Here is a 20,118-nt window from a genome sequence, read left to right as displayed (position 1 = left end):
GCTCACATCCGGAAGACGCCGTAGCGGACAGGTTCCAGGGGCGCGTTGGCCGCGGCCGACAGCGCGAGACCGAGCACCTGCCGGGTGTCGGCGGGGTCGATGACCCCGTCGTCCCACAGCCGGGCGGTCGAGTAGTACGGGTTGCCCTGTTCCTCGTACTGGTCGCGGATCGGTGCCTTGAAGGTCTCCTCGTCCTCGGCCGACCACTCACCGCCGGAGCCCTCGATCTGGTCGCGGCGCACGGTGGACAGCACGGAGGCGGCCTGCTCGCCGCCCATCACGCTGATCCGCGCGTTCGGCCACATCCACAGGAAGCGGGGCGAGTACGCCCGGCCGCACATCGAGTAGTTGCCCGCACCGAACGAGCCGCCGATGACGACGGTGAACTTCGGGACCCTGGCGCAGGCGGTCGCGGTGACCATCTTGGCGCCGTGCTTGGCGATGCCGCCCGCCTCGTAGTCGCGCCCGACCATGAAGCCGGTGATGTTCTGCAGGTACAGCAGCGGGATGGACCGCTGGTCGCACAGCTCGATGAAGTGCGCGCCCTTCATCGCCGACTCGGCGAACAGCACGCCGTTGTTGGCCACGATCCCGACCGGGTGACCGTGGATCCGGGCGAACCCGGTGACCAGGGTCGAGCCGTACTCCTTCTTGAACTCGCGGAACCGGCTGCCGTCCACGATGCGGGCGATGACCTCGCGCACGTCGTAGGGGGTGCGCGAGTCGGTCGGCACCACGCCGTAGAGGGTCGACGGGTCGACCGCGGGCTCCTCGACCTCGGCGACGTCCCACGGGCGGGGGGCGCGCGGGCCCAGGGTGGAGACGATGGAGCGGACGATGCGCAGCGCGTGCGCGTCGTCGTCGGCGAGGTGGTCGGTGACCCCGGAGACCCGGGAGTGCACGTCGCCGCCGCCCAGTTCCTCGGCGGTGACGACCTCCCCGGTCGCGGCCTTCACCAGCGGCGGGCCGCCGAGGAAGATCGTGCCCTGCTCGCGCACGATGACGGCCTCGTCGCTCATCGCCGGGACGTAGGCGCCGCCCGCGGTGCAGGAGCCGAGCACGGCCGCGACCTGCGCGACGCCCTTGGCCGACATGGTGGCCTGGTTGAAGAAGATCCGCCCGAAGTGGTCGCGGTCGGGGAAGACGTCGTCCTGCTTGGGCAGGAAGGCACCGCCGGAGTCGACCAGGTAGACGCAGGGCAGGTTGTTCTGCAGCGCCACCTCCTGGGCCCGCAGGTGCTTCTTGACCGTCATCGGGTAGTAGGTGCCGCCCTTGACGGTCGCGTCGTTGGCCACGACCACGACCTCGCGCCCGGACACCCGCCCGACCCCGGTGATGATCCCGGCGGCGGGGGCGTCGTCGCCGTAGAGCCCGGTGGCGGCCAGCGGCGACAGCTCCAGGAACGGCGACCCGGGGTCGAGCAGGGCGTCCACCCGGTCCCGGGGCAGCAACTTCCCGCGGCTGACGTGCCGGGCCCTGGCCTTCTCCGGCCCGCCGAGCGCAGCCTGGTCGAGCCGGTCCCGCAGGTCCTGCACCAGCTCGCCGTGCGACTTGGCGTTGCGCGCGAACGCCTCGTCAGCCGGGTCCACGGCACTGCGCAACCTCGGTGCGTCCATCCCGCTCCTCGAGCTGTTAGTCACCGTTAACTACACCGGCGATGTTAGCGCTCACTAACACGCGCGGTCCACCCGAACCCATCGTCCGCCCGCGCGCGCGAGTTCGCCGGGTCGACCACCGGTTCGAGCACTGGTTCGAGCGCACGGCGAAACGGGCCGCCCCCGACTGGGGACGGCCCGTTCGACCTGGCTGGATCAGCCCGCGGGTCAGCCGGTGACGGCGCGCAGGGCGGAGTAGTAGCCGCTGGCCTGGCCCGCGGTGTTGGGGTGGTAGGACTCCTCCACCGGCCAGGTGATGCTGTTGAGCCAGCGGGCACCGGAGGCGCAGATCTCGTGGCCGGTGAACGCGGTGCGGGCGTCGACGAAGGTGAAGCCGAAGGCGGCGGCGCGGCCCGCGGTGACCGACGCGAGCACGTCGGCGGACTGGTTGATCGCGGCGCGCTTGGCCTCGCTCAGGCCCACCACGCAGGAGCCGCTGGTCTTGTAGATGCGGGGGTAGCCGAGCACGACGACCTTGGCCGACGGGGCCCGGTCGCGGATGGCGCGGTAGACGTTGTCCAGGCGGGTGGGCAGGGTCGTGCGGGCGAAGTTCTGCGCGGTCTGGTTCCGGCTCACGCAGGCGGAGTCGGAGCTCAGGTTGCACTCGGTCATGACGTTGGCGAAGCCCGCGTCGTTGCCGCCGACCGACAGGGTGACCAGGGCGGTGTCGGCGGTGATCGATCCGACCTGGCTGGTGAGCACGTCCTGGGTGACCGCGCCGGAGCAGGCGACGAAGGCGAACGCGGACGGGCCGTGGGCGTTGGCCCACAGTTGCGGGTAGGCGTTGGCACTGCGCTTGCAGGAGCCGCTGCTGCCGTAGCTGCCAGCACCGAGGCCGGACGAGTAGGAGTCACCGAGGGCGACGTACTTGCCGACGGCGGCCGAGGCGGGGGTCGCCAGGCCGAATACCGCCAGTGCGGCGAGAAGGACCAGGGAGAGGGAGTGGGGGACACGCATGACAAGCCTCCGGGGCAGGAGGGATTCCCGACAGGATCATCACTACCAGCAACAACGCGAACACGGAACTGTCCGGTAACTTATTCCCTCTTACCAGTTGGTGAACCGGGTGAGGTTAGTGGCCGCTAACCCCCTAGCCACCCCTGCCATACGATGTAACCGTGTCACCAGCAGCGGAGCCCGTCGCCGACAAGCCGAGCAGGCGGGAGCAGATCCTCGCCGCGGCGGCCGAGCTGTTCGCAAGACACGGGTTCCACGGGGTGGGGATCGACGACATCGGCTCGGCCGTCGGCATCTCCGGACCGGCGCTCTACCGGCACTTCCGGTCCAAGGACGCGATGCTCGGGGAGATGCTCACCGCGATCAGCGAGGTGCTGCTCGACGGCGGGCAGTCCAGGGTCGGTGCCGAGCGCGCGGCGGGCGACACCCTGCAGGACCTGGTGCGCTTCCACGTCGACTTCGCGCTGGACAACCCGGCGCTGATCACCGTGCAGGAGCGCAACCTGGGCAACCTGACCGACCCGGACCGGCGCAAGGTGCGCGCGCTGCAGCGCCGCTACGTCGAGCTGTGGGTCGAGGTCATCCGCGGCGCGGTCCCGGCGACCGAGGAGCCCAGCGCGCGGGCCGCGGCGCACGCGGTGTTCGGCTTGATCAACTCCACCCCGCACAGCAGGCACCTCGACCGCGCGCAGATGGCCGACCTGCTCGCCGGGATGGCCCTCGGCGCGCTCGGGCACGGCCCCCGGTAGTTCCGGGCACGCCCCCCACCAACTCCGGACAGGCCCCCCGCTTCCGTCCACCGGTCCAGACCAGTTGCCCTTACGGGCACGGTCGACTGCACGTGCGAACGCCGCGCGCAAAGCCGAACGTCCCGGTCAGCGCAAGACGTTCGGCTCCTGTCGCACCGCCGTGCCGGGTGAGTAACCTTCCGATCACCGAGCGGAAGACGGACGTGGACTAGACCGATGGGACGGGGCGGCGACGTGAGCGTGCCTGGCATGGGCCGGTCGGACGTGACCAGCTGGGTCCCGGAGGGGATCGACCTGGAGCGGCCGAGCGCGGCGCGGCTCTACGACTACCTGCTCGGCGGCGCGCACAACTTCGCCCACGACCGGGAGCTCGCCGAGCGGTTCATCAAGGCCCAGCCCAACGCCAGGGAGATCGCCCGGCACAACCGCTCGTTCCTGCGCCGCTCGGTGCTGTTCATGGTCGAGCGCGGCGTGCGCCAGTTCCTCGACCTCGGCTCGGGCATCCCGACCGTGGGCAACGTGCACGAGATCGCCCAGGCCGCCGACCCGCGCGCCAAGGTGGTCTACGTGGACTACGAGGAGGTCGCCTACGCGCACAGCACGCTGATGCTCGCCGACAACCCGCTGGCGACCATCGTGCAGGCCGACCTGACCCGCCCGGACGACATCCTCGACGCCCCGCAGACCCGCGAACTGCTCGACTTCGACCACCCGATCGGGCTGCTGATGGCCGGGGTGTTCCACTTCGTGCCGCCGGAGAAGGACCCCGCGCGGCTGGTGGCCCGCTACCGCGACGCCATCGGGGCTGGCTCGTACCTGGCGTTCTCGCAGTTCACCAGGGACCTGATGCCGACCGAGATGGACCGGATCGTCGAGGTGATGAAGTCCAGCCGGGACCCGATGTACCCGCGCTCGCACGCCGAGATCACCGCCCTGTTCGCCGGGTTCGACCTGGTCGAGCCGGGGATCGTGCCGACAGCGAAGTGGCGCCCGGACCCGGGTTTCGACGACGGCGGCGACCCGGACCGGGCGGGCATCTACGCGGGCGTCGGCCGCAAGCACTGATGCCGTGAACCATGTCTGACGCGCCGCCCGACCCGGAAGGCGACCAAGCGGATCTCGTCCTGTCCTGGTTGCGCGTGGTCGCCGCCACCGCCTACGTCCCGCGCTCCTCGACCGAGGTGCACGCCCTGCTCGCGTCGCTGCTGCGCAGGCTCACCGAAGCGCTCACCGCGACCCCGCCGGACGTCGTGGTCGGGCTGCGGGTCGGCGAGCTGATGGTCGAGGGGGCGCTGACCGGCGAGACCACCCTGGAGGGCTCGCTCGGCGTGCTGGCCGACGGGCTCGCCGACGCCGGGTTCGGGGCGCGACCGGTGGCCCGGCTGCTCGCCTACGTCGCCGCCGGTTACGCCGCCGCGCTGCGCAAACGCACGTTGGCGCAGCAGGAGAACATGAAGCTCGCGCTGCTGACCGCCAAGCAGCGCGCCGAACGCGACCGCAGGGCCACCGAGAGCCGGTTCCGGGAGGTGTTCGACGCCTCCGCGGTGGGCATCGCGATCACCGAACTGGATGGCACCTTTGTCGAGACGAACCCCGCACTGGCCACGATCCTGGGCAGGCCCACCGAGGACCTGCGGTACCGCACCCTGGCCGAGTTCATCGCCGACGAGGACGAGCCGCCGCTCGCGGTCGGCGAGGCCGACCGGCGCCGGGTGGTCAGACCCGGCGGCGACACCGCCTGGGTGTACCTCACGACGTCGATGCTGCGCGACGACAGCGGCGTCGCGCGCTACCGGGTGACCATGGTGCAGGACCTGTCCGAGTTGCAGCTGCTGGGCAACCAGCTCAGCCACCAGAGCCTGCACGACGCGCTGACGGGTCTGCCCAACCGGCTGCACTTCGAGTCGCGGCTGGAGGCCATGCACGCGCAGGCCCCGCCGCACCGCCCGCTCACCCTGCTCTGCCTCGACCTGGACGCGTTCTCCCTGGTCAACACCACCTACGGGCACGCGACCGGGGACCGGGTGCTGCGGACCACGGCCAACCGGCTCACCTCGGCGGTCGCGGGCAGGCAGGCGCTGGTCGCCCGGGTCGGCGGCGACGAGTTCGCGGTGCTCATCGCGCACGACACCGCCCCGCCGCCGGTGTCGACGCTGGTCACCGCGCTGCTGGCCGAGTTGTCCGAACCGGACTACGACGCAGGCGTCGGCTTGGCGGTCAGCGCGACCGTCGGCGCCGTGCGCCGCACCCCGGCGGAGATGTCGAGCGCGGAGCTGTTCCGGGCCGCCGACGCCGCGCACCGCTACGCCCGCTCGCTGGGCCGCCACCAGTGGGCGGAGTTCGACGGGCACGCCGACCGGGCGACCCGCAAGGTCGGCACGCTCGCCACCGGGCTGCCCGCGGCCTGGGAGAACGGCGAGCTGCGGGTCGCCTACCAGCCGGTGGTGCGGCTCTCGGACCTGGTGCCGGTGCGCGTGCGGGCGCTGGTCCACCTGCCCACCGACCGCGACACCGCCGAGCTCGCCGAGTCGACCGGGCTGTCGGTGCCGCTGGGACCGTGGCTGCTGGCGCAGTCCGGTACGCACCTGCCGCGCTGGCGGACGCTGTTCGGCCCGGTCGCCGAGGAGGGCGAGGCGGTGCACCGGGTGCTGCTGTCGGGGCTGCAGTCGGCCGACGGCGACCTGTCGGCGACCGTGAACGACGTGCTGACCTCGACCTGCGTGCCCACCGGGGCGCTGGAGATCGGCCTGGACACCGCCGCGGTCCTGACCGGCCGCGGCGACGCGCAGGACAACCTGCGCACGCTGAGCGACATCGGCGTGGTCACCGCGCTGCACGGGTTCACCGGCGGCCCGCGCGAGATCGCCATGGTCGAGCGGTTCGGCGTGCGGACCGTCCTGCTGGCCGACCCGTTCGAGGGCTGGCGGCCGGACTGGTTGCCGCGCGAGGCGGTGCCGGTGCGGGCGACGTTGGAGCTGATCGCGGCGCTGCGCTCGGTCGGGGCGTCGGTGGGGGTGCTCGGCGTGCGCGACCACGCGGAGGCGACCTGGTGGGCCGAGCAGGGCGTCCGCACGGCCGAGGGCCCCGCGTTCGGCGGTCCCGGCGGCGTCGGTGACATCACCGGGCGGTGACCGCTCGCCGCCAACTGAGCGAATCGAGCACGGCTGATCTCCCCGCGCGAGCGCCCGCTGTTGCAGGATGAGGGACGTGGACGAGTCGGACCCGGCGCGCAAGCGGCGCCTCACCGAGGCCGCCGCGGGCGCACTGGCCGCCATGCGCGCGGGCGAGGACGACGGCGCCCTCGACCGGGTCGCCGCCGCCGTCCGCTCCGCCCCGGACAGCCACGTCGACGCGCGCGAGCTCATGCTGCTGCTGTTCCACGAGTGCAGCGCCATGGTCTCCGCCCTCGGCTCCGGCGGCACCACCCCGGTCAAGATGCAGGTCTACGACGACGACGGCCACGAGGTCCCGATCGACGAAGCCGACCCCCCGGTGCGTACCGCCGTGCGGACGTTGCTGGCGCAGGTGCATGGGGACACGGATGGGGCCAAGGCGCAGATCGAAATCGCGCTGACGAACGCGGCACCGGAAGAGATGGCAACCCTGATGGTGCAGGCGCTGCGGTGGACGTTGCGGTTGTCGGACGAGTGCTTGAGTCGGGGGTTGCCGGTGCCTTCTTGGCTGCGGGCAGGGTAGAGAGCGCGACCTGGCGGTCGACCGGTGAAGTCGCTTTCCGGCGCGCGTCACCACTCTCCGTAACGCGTCGCGTGTCCTAGGCGACCCTGTGGTCATCAACGACCGGTCCGATCCAGGGTGGCGGATCGCGTTTCGATGCCGCCGATCTCTCGGCCCGCGCGGAAAAGGTGGTCCATGTCCTCGATGACGGCTTCGCCGTTGACCGAAACCCAGACGGTCCTCGGCGGAGTGGCCGCACTGGGCGTGATCATGACAATGCTGCTGGGGCTGATGGTCCGCCGCGTCCGGCGCAAGACCGTGGTGAGCGCGCCGCCGCCGGTGTTGCGGATCGTGACGCTCGGCGCGACCGCGGTGGGCAAGACGGTCCTGCTGGCAGGGATGTTCGACCACTTCCGGAACAAGGGCGAGCGGCTGCGGCTCAGCGCCGTCGACGGGGTGCGCGGCAACGCGCTCACCCGGGTGTGGGCCACCGTGTCGGCACCGGACGCGGGCTGGCCGGAGGCGACCAAGCTGGGACCGCTGCAGAAGTTCTCCTTCGACTGCAAGGGGTTGGCGGGCGGCAACGAGTACCCGGTCGCCAGGTTCGAGTTCATCGACCTCGCGGGCGAGATCGTCGACGGCGGTCACGACGCGCACGACGCCACCGACGCCCAGCGGCCGGGGCGGGAAGAGCTGGACCGGCACATCAAGGCGGCGGACGCGGTCTTCGGGATCATCGACGCCTACCGGATCCGGCAGTACCTCGACAAAGAGGAAGCGGGCAGGCACTACGTCCAGCACGTGATCCTGCCGATGGTCGACAGCATGCAGGACGTCGGGTGCCCGGTCTACTTCATCGTCAGCCGCTGGGACCTGATCGCCAGGCACGAGGACGAAGACGAGGACCAGCTCCGGCGGGTGCGCGGCGCACTGCTCGACCAGCCCGCCATCGGGCGGCTCGTCCACCAGAGCCGCGAGCGCCACCAGAGCGTCCGGCTGATCCCGGTCAGCGCCGTGGGTCGCCGGTTCGCCCGCTTCGACGAGCACACGCGGGTGATGACCAAGTGTCCTGGTGAGAAGGTCCGACCGTTCAACGTGGAGTTCCCGCTGTGCATGGTGATCCCGGACCTGTTCGCCCAGGTGGGGGCCCGGCTCAAGCCCGAGCACCACGCGGACCTCGTCGATCGGCTGGAGCGCCACCGCGGTGTCCGCGGGCGGGGGCGGGCGGCGAAGTCCGCCAAGAAGCTGTTGCGCAGCCCGGCGGGCGAGGGGCTGCGCGCGGTGCTCGCGGTGGTGGTGGGGGTGGACGTCATCAACGACCGCCTCGCCGAGATGTTCCTCGACTGGTTCGCCCGCAACGAACAACTCGGGCGCAACACGGTGGCCGCCGACGAGTCGGACCTGGCCCGGCGCGCGGTCATCGAGGAGTTCCAGGAGATGGGGAGCGCACTCAAGATCAAGTACCCGTCCTCCGACCTCACCCGGGCCGTGCGATGACGGTCGGGTGGCCGTTCCTGGTCGCCCGCGGCCGCGTCGCGGGATACCGGGTCGTGCTGGCGCCCGACTTCGTCCTGCGCGGGGGAAGTGCAGGCGCGCTGGTGTCTACTGTGGACGCCACAGTGCCGGACTCCGAACCACCCCGCGTGGTGCGGGTGGACGCGGAACTGAGCGCGGTCTACCGAACCAGAAGGATCACACCCCCGGACATCGGGCTCGACGGGGACCGCGTGCTCGACCACGCGGGCAGACCACTCGTGCTCACCTACGGCTTCGTGGCACGGACGCCGCTGTTCACCGAGATCGCGGACAGCGATGTCCAACGGGCGTGGTCGGCCGCCACCGCGGCGTACCGGCGGTTCCTGCTCGCGGAAGCCGAGTTCCGGCCCGTAGCAGCGGATTCCTTCACGCTGCGGTCCACGGTCACGGGTACATCGGTGACCGATCGGAGTCCGGGCACGCCTGCGGGCTCCGCTGTCGACACCCCGGCCACCGCCGGGCGCGTCCGCCTGTGGTTGCTCGCGACGCTCATCACGGCCGCCACCACCGTGACGATCTCCTTGCTGCTGCTGCGGTCCATTGTCGCGGGGGATGCCGTACTGGTTCCCGACGTGGTCGGCCAGCGGGTCGCCGACGCGCGCGCCCTGGTCGTCGGCGCGGGACTGAAGCCGAGAACGGCCACGGTACCGCCGGCGGGCTGCACACGGGGCACAGTCGTCGCGACGGTTCCCACAGCTGGGGCCGAGGTGGAACGGGAGAGCGAGGTCCGGCTGGACGTCTGCGCGCAGCAGGTGGCGGTCCCGGCTCTGAATCGGACCAGCTACGCCGAAGCCGCAGCGGTGCTCAACGGCATCGGCCTGGTTCCGGTTCGACGCGCGGGCGTGCGGGGCGGCGGCGCACCGGGCGAGGTCGCAAAGACCGTCCCCGGAGCTGGGACCGTAGTGGACGAGGGTACGTCCGTGGAGGTGCTGGTGGTCGAGGTCGCACCGTGTACCTACACCCGGAACCGCTGCCCGTGATAGCGCTGCCGCCGCTAGAGCAATTCCTTGAGCAAGGCCGACAGCTGGCTCGTCTCGGTGAGGAAGCCGTCGTGGCCGGAGGGGGAGGTGATGATTCGCAGAGAGTCTGCGGTGGGGATGTGGTCGGCTAGGAGTTTTTGTTGCGCAAGGGGGTAGAGGCGGTCGCTGTCCACGCCTGCCACCACGGTGCGGGCGGTGATGCGGGACAGGGCCGCTTCCACTCCGCCTCGATCCGCGCCCACGTCGTGGCCGTTCATGGCTTCGGTGAGCAGGATGTAACTGGCAGCGTCGAAGCGGTGGGCGAGTTTGGCGGCGTGGTAGTCCAGATAGGACTCGATGCTGAAGCGGCCGTCGGGTTGGCGGGTGCGGCCGAAGCGGGTCGCTAGTTCTGGTTCGCTGCGGTAGGTCACGTGGGCGATCCGGCGGGCCACTCCCAAGCCTGCCCAGGGGCCTACCGGGGTGTCGTGGTAGTCGCCGCCTTGCCAGCCGGGGTCGGCGCGGATGGCGTGCAGTTGTGGGCTGGCCCAAGCGATCTGTTCGGCGGAGGCCGCGGCGGGGCAGGCGAGCAGGAGGAGGGCGGCGACCCGGTCCGGGGTGGCCAAGGCCCACTCCAGTGCGCGCATGCCGCCCATGGAACCGCCGAGCACGGCCGCCCAGCGCGTGATCCCCAGCGCGTCGGCGAGGGCGACCTCGGCCGCCACCTGCTCGCGGATCCCCACGGACGGAAACCTGCTCCCCCAAGCCTTCCCGTCCGGGGCGGTGCTCGCGGGGCCGGTCGTCCCCTGGCAACCGCCGAGGACGTTGGGGCACACCACGAAGTACCGGTCGGTGTCGACCGCGCGGCCCGGGCCGATCAGCCCGTCCCACCACCCCGGCGTCGGGTGGCCAGGGCCCGCGGGGCCCACGACGTGGCTGTCGCCGGTCAGGGCGTGTTCGACGAGGACCGCGTTGGACGCGTCCGGCGCGAGCGTTCCCCAGGTCTCGTAGGCGATCCGCGCCCCGGGGACGGGTCCGTCGAGCGGGACCCACCGGCGCCCGCCGGCGGGGTCCCCTTCCCGCCACGCACCGGTGGCGGGAAGGGGAGCGGTACTCACAGGGCGGCCTTGGCGGCCCGGAAGCCAGCCTCCAGGTCGGCCTTGAGGTCCTCGACGTTCTCGATGCCGACCGACAGCCGGACCAGGCCCGGGGTGACGCCGGAGGACAGCTGCTCCTGCTCGACCAGCTGGCTGTGCGTGGTGCTGGCCGGGTGCACGATCAGGCTGCGCACGTCGCCGATGTTGACCAGCTGGCTGAACAGCTCGGTGCCGTCGACGAACTTGCGGCCCGCCTCGACGCCGCCGCGCAGCTCGAAGGAGACGATCGCGCCCGCGCCGCGCGGCAGGTACTTCTGGGCCGCGGCGTGGAACGGGCTCGAGGGCAGACCGGCGTAGTAGACCTTCTCGACCTCGTCGCGCTGCTCCAGCCACTCGGCGATCGCCTGCGCGTTGGCCACGTGCCGCTCGATGCGCAGCGACAGCGTCTCGATGCCCTGCAGGATCAGGAAAGCGCTGAACGGCGAGATCGACGCGCCGGTGTCGCGCAGGCCCTGGATGCGGGCCTTGGCCGCGTAGGCACCCGGGCCGAGGGCCTCCCAGTACTTGAGGCCGTGGTAGCTCGGGTCCGGCTCGTTGAAGCCGGGGAAGCGGCCCGGGTCCTTGCCGAAGTCGAAGGTGCCGCCGTCGACGAGCACGCCGGCGATGGTGGTGCCGTGCCCGCCCAGGTACTTGGTGGCGGAGTGCACCACGATGTCGGCGCCGTGCTCGATCGGGCGCAGCAGGAACGGGGTGGGCACCGTGTTGTCCACGATCAGCGGCACGCCGACCGAGTGCGCCACGTCGGCGACGGTGCGCACGTCGAGCACGTTGCTGCCCGGGTTGGCCAGCGTCTCGGCGAAGAACGCCTTGGTGTTGGGCCGCGCCGCCGCGCGCCACTGCTCGGGGTCGTCCTGGTCCTGCACGAAGCTGACCTCGATGCCGAGCTTGGGCAGCGTGTAGTGGAACAGGTTGTAGGTGCCGCCGTAGAGCGACGGGCTGGACACGATGTGGTCGCCGGACTCGGCCAGGTTGAGGATGGCCGCGGTGGTGGCCGCCGAGCCGGAGGCGAACGCGAGACCGGCGACGCCGCCCTCCAGCGCCGCAACGCGCTGCTCGAGCACGTCCTGGGTCGGGTTCATGATCCGGGTGTAGATGTTGCCCGGCTCGACGAGGGCGAACAGGTCGGCGCCGTGCTGGCTGTCGCGGAAGACGTAGGACGTGGTCTGGTAGATCGGGGTCGCCCTGGCACCGGTCGCCGGGTCCGGCGCGGCACCGGCGTGCACCTGCTTGGTCTCGAACGACCAGGCGGCGGCGGAGTCGGTCATGTTCGGTCTCCTCGGGAATGCTCGTCTAGCGGACAGCCGTACGGAGGAAGCTAGCTGCGCCGACCGGATCACCGGCAGACCGTCCACAGTCTGGAATATCCGAAACGGTTGCTGATTCCACCCGCTCGGGTGAGGATCGGATCATGCGTGCCGCTGCCCTGGCTCTGACGCTGTTATTGGTCGGTGCTGCCGCGACTCCCGCGACGGCGACGACCTATAAACCGAGCTTCCAGCACTACGTCGCGCTCGGCGACTCTTACGCTTCCGGCCCCGGGATCCCCGAGCAAAACGGAACCCCATTGGGCTGTGGACGTTCCTCAGCGAACTACCCGGGCAAGCTCGCCCGCTGGCTGCGCGTCACCCGCTTCACCGACGTCACTTGCGGCGGGGCGACCACTGTGCACATGACACGCCCACAACCGGTGCAGGACGGGCAAAACCCGCCGCAACTGGACGCACTGCGCCCCGACACCGATCTGGTGACGCTCACCATCGGCGGCAACGACATGGGGTTCGGCGAGATCCTGGGCACCTGTGCCCGCCTCGGCGCGCAGGACCCGGCTGGCGCTCCCTGCCGCGAGCACTACACCGCGGGCGGCGGGGACGAGCTGCTCGACCGGATCGGCCGGGCGGGCACGCTGGTGGACCAGGTGTTGGCGCAGGTCAGCGCGCGCTCGCCGCGGGCAACCGTGATCGTCGTCGGCTACCTGCGGATCCTGCCGCCGACCAGGGGCTGCTGGCCGCAGGTCCCGTTCGCCGCCGGGGACACCGCCTACTTCGACCGCACCGAGAAGGCGCTCAACCAGGTGCTCGGCGAGCGGGCCAGGGCGGCGGGCGCGCGGTTCGTGAACCCGTACCTGTTCTCGGTGACCCACGACGCCTGCCAGCCCGAGCACCGCCGCTGGGTCGAGCCGCTGCGCCCGGCGTCGCCGTCGGTGCCGATGCACCCGAACGAACCGGGCATGGCCGCGGTGGCGGGCCTGACCTGGCTGTCGGCGGTCACCGCGCGCTGAGGAGTCCACAGGCGACCCGCCCCGGCCGCTACCGTGGCGCCAGGAGGTGGCGCGGATGATCACGGTGCCCGGGGTGGTCGACCGGATGGGTCCCACGCTGCTGCGCACCGTGCACGCCGCGGGCCCGGCGCTGGCGGTGACCGACGTGGTGATCGCCGAGACGGTCAAGCGGACCCCGGTGTCCGCGGGCGACCTGGTGCTCGGCGTCGCGGTCGGCACGACGGCCGACGCGGTGGAGCTGGTGCGCCACTGCGCGGCGCACGGGGCGGCCGCGGTCCTGCTCAAGCCGCCGCACGCCGCGCGCACCGCGGTCCGCACCGCCGCGCAGAAGGCCGGGACCGCCCTGGTCGAGGTGCACTCCGCGACCGCGTGGGCGCAACTGGTGTGGCTGCTGCGGTCGGTGCTCGACGCCGCGGCCGACGAGGCGACCGACGCGCTCAACCCCGGCCCGTTCGGCGACCTGTTCCGGCTCGCCGACGCCGCGGCGGCCGTGGTGGACGCGCCGGTGACCGTCGAGGACGCCAACTCGCGGGTGCTGGCCTACTCCGCCCGCCAGGACCGCACCGACTCGGCCAGGGTGTCGACGATCATGGGCCGCCGGGTGCCCGACGACGTGCTGGCCCGGTTCCGCTCGCGCGGGGTGTTCCGGGAGCTGAGCCGGGGCCGGACCGCGATCTTCGTGCCCGCGCAGAAGGACGGCACGCTGCCCCGGCTGATCGTGCCGGTGCGGATGGGCGGGGAGCTGCTCGGGTCGATGTGGGCGGTCGTGCCCGGCCCGGTGACCGACGAGCGCGCCGCCGCGTTCGCCGACATCGCGCCGGTGGTGGCGCTGCACCTGCTGCGGCGGCGGGCCCGCGAGGACACCGACCGCGGGCGCTCGGCCGAACTGGTCCGCTCGGTGCTCGAGGGCACCGGCAGCGCACGGCTGGTCGCCGCCGAGCTGGACCTCGCCGACGAGCCGCACCGGGTGGTGGCGATCGACGCTCAGTCCGACGACCCGCTTGCCGAGGGGGTGCGGCTGGCGTTGCTAGAGCGGTTGACCGAGGGCGTAGGGCGGCGTCCGGCGGTGGCCGACCTGCACGGCGTGCTCTACGCGATCGTGCCGGACACCGACGGGCGCGGTGGCTGGCGCGCGCTGCGTGAGGCCCTTGCTGAGCTGGCCGGTCCGCTTGCCGCCGCGGGCGGGTCGGTGCCGGTGAACGACTTGGCGCGGTCGCGAGCCGAGGCCGACGAGGCGTTGAGCCTGTTGCGCGCCGGGCTTGTCACGGGCCCGGTCGCCGCGCACGACGAAGTGTGGACAGTGCTGGTTTTGCACCGCACCGCAGTTGTCTCTACCGGAGCGGGTGTCGCCCACGTGGGGCCCTTGGCCTACCTGCGTTCCCGCGAGGACGCCGACTGGTACTTGGACACGCTTTACGAGTGGTTGCGCCACCCCGGCGATCCGCGGGCCGCGGCCGCCGCGCTGACCATCCACCCGAACACGCTGCGGTACCGGATGGCCCGCATCACCGCGGCGGTGGACGTCGACCTGGGTGACCCGAACACCCGGCTGGCGTTGCTCATCCAGCTCATCGCGCTGCGCTGGGGCTGATCCCCGACCGGACGGGGTAGCCCGTCGGTGATTGTGCTGCGAGCACAACGGAGCACGAATACTCTCGGTGCCGCAGAACGATGACAGGCGCTCTGCGCTGCACGACCGTGGTACACAACACCCCAGATGGCCTAGCCACGGACCCGAGAGGACAGCCCCGGTGAAGATCGCCGTTCCCCGTGAGATCAAGAACCACGAGTACCGGGTGGCGCTGACGCCCGCTGGGGCGCACGAGCTGACCTCTCGCGGCCACGACGTGTTCGTCGAGGCGGGCGCGGGCCTCGGCTCGGCCATCACCGACGAGGAGTACCTGGCCGCGGGTGCCAAGGTGCTGGCCACCGCGGACGACGTGTGGTCCGAGGGCGAGCTCGTGCTCAAGGTCAAGGAGCCCATCGCGGTCGAGTACCCGCGGCTGCGCGCGGGCCAGACCCTCTTCACCTACCTGCACCTGGCCGCCGACGAGGCGCTGACCCGGGCGCTGCTGGCCGCGGGCACCACCGCGATCGCCTACGAGACCGTGCAGACCGCCAACGGCGCGCTGCCGCTGCTGGCCCCGATGTCCGAGGTGGCCGGTCGGCTGGCCCCGCAGGTCGGCGCGTTCGCGCTGATGAAGCCCTCCGGCGGCCGCGGCGTGCTGCCCGGTGGCGTGCCCGGCGTGCTGCCCGCGAAGGTCGTCGTCATCGGCGGCGGCGTGTCCGGCGTCAACGCGGCCACCATCGCCCTCGGCCTCGGCGCGGACGTCACCGTGCTCGACACCAACGTCGACCGGCTGCGCCAGCTGGACGCGCAGTTCAACGGCCGGGTGCGCACCCTGGCGTCCAACCGGTACGCCGTCGAGCAGTCGGCCAAGGAGGCGGACCTGGTCATCGGCGCCGTGCTGGTGCCCGGCGCCAAGGCGCCGACGCTGATCTCCAACGCGCTGGTCGCGCAGATGAAGCCGGGCTCGGTGCTCGTCGACATCGCCATCGACCAGGGCGGCTGCTTCGAGGACTCCCGCCCGACCACGCACGCCGAGCCCACCTACCCGGTGCACAACTCGATCTTCTACTGCGTGGCCAACATGCCCGGCGCGGTCCCGAACACCTCGACCTACGCCCTCACCAACGTGACGCTGCCCTACGCCGTCGCGCTGGCCAACCAGGGCTGGCACAAGGCCCTCAACGGCGACAAGGCCCTCGCCCTCGGCCTCAACACCCACCAGGGCCACCTCACCAACACCCCCGTCGCCGAGGCCCACAACCTCCCCAGCACCCCCCTAGAGTCCGTCCTCGTCTAAGAGCCCCCCCCGAGGACCCACTCCCTCTTCACCACCCCGCCTCACCCCTCTCACCCCCCACCGCACCTGGCCCCCCGGGCCACGGTGCCCCAACCCCCAATGCCGCCCGGCCCCGGTGCCCTCGGTGCCGAGCAACACCCCACCGGTCGGCTAGCGAGGCGTACCGGCCCTCTGCAAGCAGGGATCAGAGCGCCGGTACGCCGCCTCGCCCCTTCCCCCAGGGAAGTGGATCGCTAAACAATGCATACACATGGCAGAAAAACGCCATCCTCTTGCAGAAGTAAACATTCCCCCGCCCCAACAACCCCCACCCACCCCCACACAAATTTCACCCCCACGGGTGACAATCCCACCCTCACTCCCCGCCCCCCACTCCCCGCCCCCCGGCCACCGCCCCCAGCCCTCTCCCCTGACGAACCGTGGGCCCGCCAGGGCCCACAGGTTCCCCCGTCAACCCCCTGGACCACGCTGGTTGGGCGCCGTTTCCGCACCGTGGGGGTCCGGGGGCTCGGCCCCCGGGTGAAATGACGAAACAACCCACGCCCGCGCTCTTCGCGGGCATGGGTTGCCTGTTGTGGAGGCGGCCCGCTCAACCAGCCTGGGGGTCACTGGGAGCGGGCCACCGGTTCCTAGCTTATGCGCATTCGCCCGGTTGTGCCGCATCGGGGGGTGGGTGTGTCGCGATTACTTGTCGAACGACATTGAGCCCCATCGGGTGAGAATGCTCGCGATGGGGTGAATCCGCCGGTGGCGGCTTGGGTGCGGGCCGGGTTCGGTCGATGTTTGATCAGTGACTGAGCCTCGGTGGTGTGTCGGGTGCCACGACCCCTTCGGCAGGGACCGCGCGTTGACCGTGCTGGTCGAGGACGACCGGGTCGTGCTGGTGCCGCCGCCGGGGGCCTCCGCGGTGTTGTCGGCCCAGCAGACCCGGTCGTTGGGATTGGTCCTGGACCAGGCGGCGGGCCGGGCGCTCGACGGCGCGGCGGGCTGATCCGGGTCATGTGGCGCTCGGGGGGTGCCGACCGCGAGCGGGGTGGTGGCGCGCCCGAGGACGGGGGCGATCCGCTGCGGGCCGCGGTGTTGCGCAGGTTGGCGTTGCTGGACGAGGCCGCGGACTCGGCCGACGCGACGACGTTGTTGCCGCTGGCGCGGGCGGAGATCAGCAGGTTGGCCGACGGGTGGCGGCTGTTGTTGACGGTGCACCAGCCGGACGAGGAGAGCCGCTGCGAGGCGTGCCCGGCGGGTCTGCGCGGGAAGCGGTGGCCCTGCCAGGTGTGGCGGATGGCCCACGAACACTTGATCGGCGAGGGTGTCCCGCATCGTGAGCGCAAGAAGCCGCTGCGCAACCCCTTCGCGAGGCAGGCCAGGTTGGTGCCGCCGGAGTCGCCGTGCGAGGTGACCGCTCGGATACCCGTTGTGCGCGACGGGCACCACGGCGAACGGCGCGCTGACGCGGGGTGACGTCCGGGCGGACCTGGGTGAACGGTTCGGGCGGGTCTGCCGGTTTTGTTGGCCAGGTCGTCACCGGCCGGGGTGGGCATGGGGCAAGATGTCCGCCACGACAGGGTCGGCGAGCTGGAGGAGCCTGTGCAGGACGGTAGTGGCCGCATCGTGGTGCGTGGCCTGACCAAGAACTTCGGTCAGGTGGCAGCGGTGCAGAACCTGAGCTTCCAGGTGGAGCCGGGGTCGGTGACGGGGTTCCTCGGGCCCAACGGCGCCGGTAAGACGACGACGCTGCGGATGCTGTTGGGGTTGGTGAACCCGACGGCGGGTGAGGCGACCATCAACGGTCAGCCCTTCCACCGGTTGGGCAACCCGGGTCGCGTGGTGGGCGCGGTGTTGGAGGCCCAGGGCTTCCACCCGAAGCGCTCCGCGATCAACCACCTGCGGGTGTACGCGGCCGCGATGGGGCTGCCCGACCAGCGGGCGATCGAGGTGTTGCAGCTGGTCGGCCTCGCCGGGGCGGGCATGCGCAAGGCGGGCGGGTTCTCCCTCGGCATGAAGCAGCGGCTGGCACTGGCGACCGCGCTCCTGGGGGATCCGCAGGTCTTGGTGCTCGACGAGCCAGCCAACGGGTTGGACCCGGAAGGCATCGCCTGGCTGCGGACGTTCTTGAAGTCCTTCGCCGCGACCGGGCGGACGGTGCTGATCTCGAGCCACTTGCTGGCCGAGGTCGAGCAGACGATCGACCAGGTCGTGATCGTCAGCCGCGGTCAGACGGTGTACTACGGCGCCCTCGACGAACTGCGGCGTTCGCAGCAGAGCCGCGTACTTGTGCAGCCCGCTGACGCTCAAGCCCTCGCGGCCGCGCTACAAGAGGCCGGGATCACCGCTGTGACGCCGCTGCCGGATGGTCGGCTCGCGGTCGTGGACGCCACGGTGCAGCAGGTCGGCGACATCGCCAGCAAGGCGGGCATCGCGCTGTACGGGGTGCAGGAGGAGCAGGCCGATCTGGAGCAGCTGTTCTTCCGGCTGACCAGTGGGCAGTGGACCGGGCAGCAGGGGTACGCGCCACCCGGGTTCGACAGCGGGCAGCAGGTGTCCGGCTTCGGTTCGCCGGTGCCGCAGGCCTCGCCCTACCAGGCCGGTCCGCAGGCTGTGCAGTTCCCGCAGCAGCAGCCGTACCAGCAGGGGTACCCGCAGCAGGGCTACCAGCAGCAGGCTCCGCAGTACGGGGCGTACCAGGCTCCGGTGGCGCCGCAAGCGCCGCAGTACCAGCAGCCGTACCAGCAGCAGGTGCAGCAGCCGTACCAGCAGACTTCGCCCTACCAGGCGCCGCAGCCCACCTCGCCCTACCAGGCTCCAGTACCTCCGCCTGCGCCGCAGGCTCCGGTAGCGCCAGTAGCTCCGGTAGCGCCACCGGCTGAGTCGCAGCCGCCGAGCGCGTTGAGCGAGGAGCAGCCCACCCAGGCGGTTGCCGAGCAGCCGAAGCCGGTGGAGGTCGCGCCCGCGCCGCCGCCCCCGGACGCGCAACCACCGACAACACCGGACACACCCAGTGGCGAGGCCCCCGGCCAGGACTCGACCGGCGAGGGGGGCAAGGCCTGATGGGCAACTTGATCACCGCGGAGTTCCGCAAGATCCTCACCACCAAGCTGTGGTGGGCGCTGCTGATCCCGGCGCTCGCCGTGGCGTTCCTGGCCGCGTGGGGCTGGGCCGCGCTGGCCACCGAACTGGCCGACGAGGTCACCAACGACTCGACCTTCCGCGGCTTCGGGGTGTCCATCGACGAGATCTCCTGGTCGGTGGTCGCGCTGACCAGGGCGATGAACCTCGCCTCGATCTTCCCGATGATCTTCGGCGCGATCGGCATCGCCTCCGAGCTGCGGCACCGCACGATCACCACCACGTTCCTGACCGGTCCGACCAAGGCCGCGGTGCTCAGTGCCAAGGCGGTCACCTACGTCATCTGGGGCCTGATCTACGGCGTCGCGGTGGCACTGCTGGTCAGCGCGGGCACCGCGGTCGGCTCCAGCAGCAACTACCTGCCCGAGGGCAAGCAGTGGTTCCTGATCGTGCTCGCCGGGATCATCCAGATCGTGCTGTGGACCCTCATCGGCCTCGGCGTCGGCGCGCTGATGGGCTCCACAACCGGCGCGATCGTGATCCTGCTGGTCTACTCCCTGGTCGTCGGCCCCTTCGGCGAGCTCCTGCTCGCAGCGAGCACCGACGCGCCGCACCTGGCAGGCATCCTGCCCAACGGCTCGGCGAACGGCCTCACCGGCTCCACGGCGTCGGCACTGCTGGTCGACCAACTGCAGTCGCTAGTGCTCGACCGCGGCGGCGAGATCACCGCGACCGCGCACGACCGGATCGAGACCGCAATGCGGGTCATCGCAGGCGCACCAGGCGCGTTCTCCCTGTGGATCAGCGGCTTGATCTTCCTCGGCTGGACCGCCCTGCTGTTCGGCCTAGGCCTGCTGCGCAACGCCCGCCGCGACATCACCTGATCCACCCCTCCGGCTATACGAGGTCAACGGTGCCTACCGCTCGCGGTAGGCACCGTTGTGCTTAGAAGCTGCGGCACCACCCCCCTGCTCGATAGAGCAGCTGTGCACACCCCCCACCAACCCCACCACCCCACCCCTGCTCGATGGGGCGGACTTGTTTTGCGCGGGGGGACAACACCCGTAGCGTTTCCTCGCGGCAGGGCCAGTCTTTTCGGCCCCTGCTGTGCGGACCTGCCACGGGTGTTGTAGGGGCCCCGCGCAAAACAAGTTCGCCCCATCGAGCCCACCGCACTAGCAACCACCGCAGACCACGTCGATGCTCGGCGCCACCGAGCCGA

General features: G+C 71.4%; 16 protein-coding genes and 1 pseudogene. 13 read left to right on the top strand and 4 right to left on the bottom strand.

Translation table 11 applies throughout. The annotated features are described in order from the left end of the window. Positions 1-2 precede the first annotated feature (2 nt). Positions 3-1,616 carry a carboxyl transferase domain-containing protein gene (locus tag LV75_RS05570; RefSeq protein WP_253885562.1) on the bottom strand — a complete coding sequence of 538 codons (1,614 nt, stop codon included), beginning with the start codon at positions 1,614-1,616 and terminating at the stop codon, positions 3-5. 207 nt (positions 1,617-1,823) lie between these two features. Next, positions 1,824-2,612 carry an SGNH/GDSL hydrolase family protein gene (locus LV75_RS05565; protein WP_253885561.1) on the bottom strand — a complete coding sequence of 263 codons (789 nt, stop codon included), beginning with the start codon at positions 2,610-2,612 and terminating at the stop codon, positions 1,824-1,826. Positions 2,613-2,773: 161 nt separating this feature from the next. On the opposite strand from LV75_RS05565, the gene LV75_RS05560 reads away from it, so the two are divergent. The 6 genes from LV75_RS05560 to LV75_RS05535 all read left to right on the top strand — a co-directional run bounded on the left by LV75_RS05560 (position 2,774) and on the right by LV75_RS05535 (position 9,552). Next, entirely contained in the window at positions 2,774-3,361 is a 588-nt protein-coding gene (locus tag LV75_RS05560) for an SACE_7040 family transcriptional regulator (protein WP_253885560.1), read from the top strand. A gap of 249 nt (positions 3,362-3,610) precedes the next feature. Beyond that, positions 3,611-4,426, top strand: coding sequence for an SAM-dependent methyltransferase (locus LV75_RS05555; RefSeq protein ID WP_253885975.1), 816 nt, complete (start codon positions 3,611-3,613; stop codon positions 4,424-4,426). Between the two features lie 11 nt (positions 4,427-4,437). Continuing rightward, a complete protein-coding gene (locus tag LV75_RS05550) occupies positions 4,438-6,492 on the top strand; it encodes a diguanylate cyclase domain-containing protein (RefSeq protein WP_253885559.1) in 2,055 nt (684 codons plus the stop codon). Positions 6,493-6,559: 67 nt separating this feature from the next. Then, on the top strand, positions 6,560-7,057 hold the full coding sequence (locus LV75_RS05545; protein ID WP_372504142.1) for a hypothetical protein: 498 nt from the start codon (positions 6,560-6,562) through the stop codon (positions 7,055-7,057). Between the two features lie 174 nt (positions 7,058-7,231). Further along, a complete protein-coding gene (locus tag LV75_RS05540) occupies positions 7,232-8,533 on the top strand; it encodes a P-loop NTPase family protein (RefSeq protein WP_253885558.1) in 1,302 nt (433 codons plus the stop codon). Then, the gene (locus LV75_RS05535; RefSeq protein ID WP_253885557.1) at positions 8,530-9,552 is read left to right on the top strand and encodes a PASTA domain-containing protein; all 1,023 of its coding nucleotides are present in this window, start codon (positions 8,530-8,532) and stop codon (positions 9,550-9,552) included. Before LV75_RS05540 ends, LV75_RS05535 begins: the two co-directional genes overlap by 4 nt. A 14-nt stretch (positions 9,553-9,566) precedes the next feature. On the opposite strand, the gene metX is transcribed toward LV75_RS05535, so the two are convergent. Then, complete coding sequence (metX, locus tag LV75_RS05530) at positions 9,567-10,646, bottom strand: homoserine O-acetyltransferase MetX (protein WP_253885556.1); 1,080 nt, start codon at positions 10,644-10,646, stop codon at positions 9,567-9,569. Continuing rightward, the gene (locus LV75_RS05525; protein ID WP_253885555.1) at positions 10,643-11,950 is read right to left on the bottom strand and encodes a bifunctional o-acetylhomoserine/o-acetylserine sulfhydrylase; all 1,308 of its coding nucleotides are present in this window, start codon (positions 11,948-11,950) and stop codon (positions 10,643-10,645) included. The genes metX and LV75_RS05525 overlap by 4 nt, the downstream gene beginning before the upstream one ends. 143 nt (positions 11,951-12,093) lie before the next feature. Here LV75_RS05525 and LV75_RS05520 point away from each other — a divergent pair, with 143 nt between their 5' ends. The 7 genes and pseudogenes from LV75_RS05520 to LV75_RS05490 all read left to right on the top strand — a co-directional run bounded on the left by LV75_RS05520 (position 12,094) and on the right by LV75_RS05490 (position 19,780). Further along, positions 12,094-12,963 (top strand): SGNH/GDSL hydrolase family protein, encoded by an 870-nt coding sequence (locus tag LV75_RS05520; protein ID WP_253885554.1) that lies wholly within the window; start codon positions 12,094-12,096, stop codon positions 12,961-12,963. Positions 12,964-13,018: 55 nt separating this feature from the next. Then, on the top strand, positions 13,019-14,554 hold the full coding sequence (locus LV75_RS05515; RefSeq protein ID WP_253885553.1) for a PucR family transcriptional regulator: 1,536 nt from the start codon (positions 13,019-13,021) through the stop codon (positions 14,552-14,554). Positions 14,555-14,714: 160 nt separating this feature from the next. Next, positions 14,715-15,830, top strand: coding sequence for an alanine dehydrogenase (ald, locus tag LV75_RS05510; protein WP_253885552.1), 1,116 nt, complete (start codon positions 14,715-14,717; stop codon positions 15,828-15,830). 790 nt (positions 15,831-16,620) lie between these two features. After that, positions 16,621-16,821, top strand: coding sequence for a hypothetical protein (locus LV75_RS05505; protein ID WP_092778259.1), 201 nt, complete (start codon positions 16,621-16,623; stop codon positions 16,819-16,821). A gap of 8 nt (positions 16,822-16,829) precedes the next feature. After that, a complete protein-coding gene (locus tag LV75_RS05500) occupies positions 16,830-17,291 on the top strand; it encodes a hypothetical protein (protein ID WP_301318741.1) in 462 nt (153 codons plus the stop codon). A 126-nt stretch (positions 17,292-17,417) separates the two neighbouring features. Next, positions 17,418-18,578, top strand: a pseudogene (locus LV75_RS05495) (ABC transporter ATP-binding protein); the annotation flags it as partial. Positions 18,579-18,877: 299 nt separating this feature from the next. Then, on the top strand, positions 18,878-19,780 hold the full coding sequence (locus LV75_RS05490; protein ID WP_253885551.1) for a hypothetical protein: 903 nt from the start codon (positions 18,878-18,880) through the stop codon (positions 19,778-19,780). Positions 19,781-20,118: the final 338 nt, after the last annotated feature.

This window comes from Actinokineospora diospyrosa, assembly GCF_024171925.1.
Taxonomy (GTDB): domain Bacteria; phylum Actinomycetota; class Actinomycetes; order Mycobacteriales; family Pseudonocardiaceae; genus Actinokineospora; species Actinokineospora diospyrosa.
Note: the sequence above shows the minus strand (reverse complement) of the source record. Positions and strands in the feature narration are given on the sequence as shown.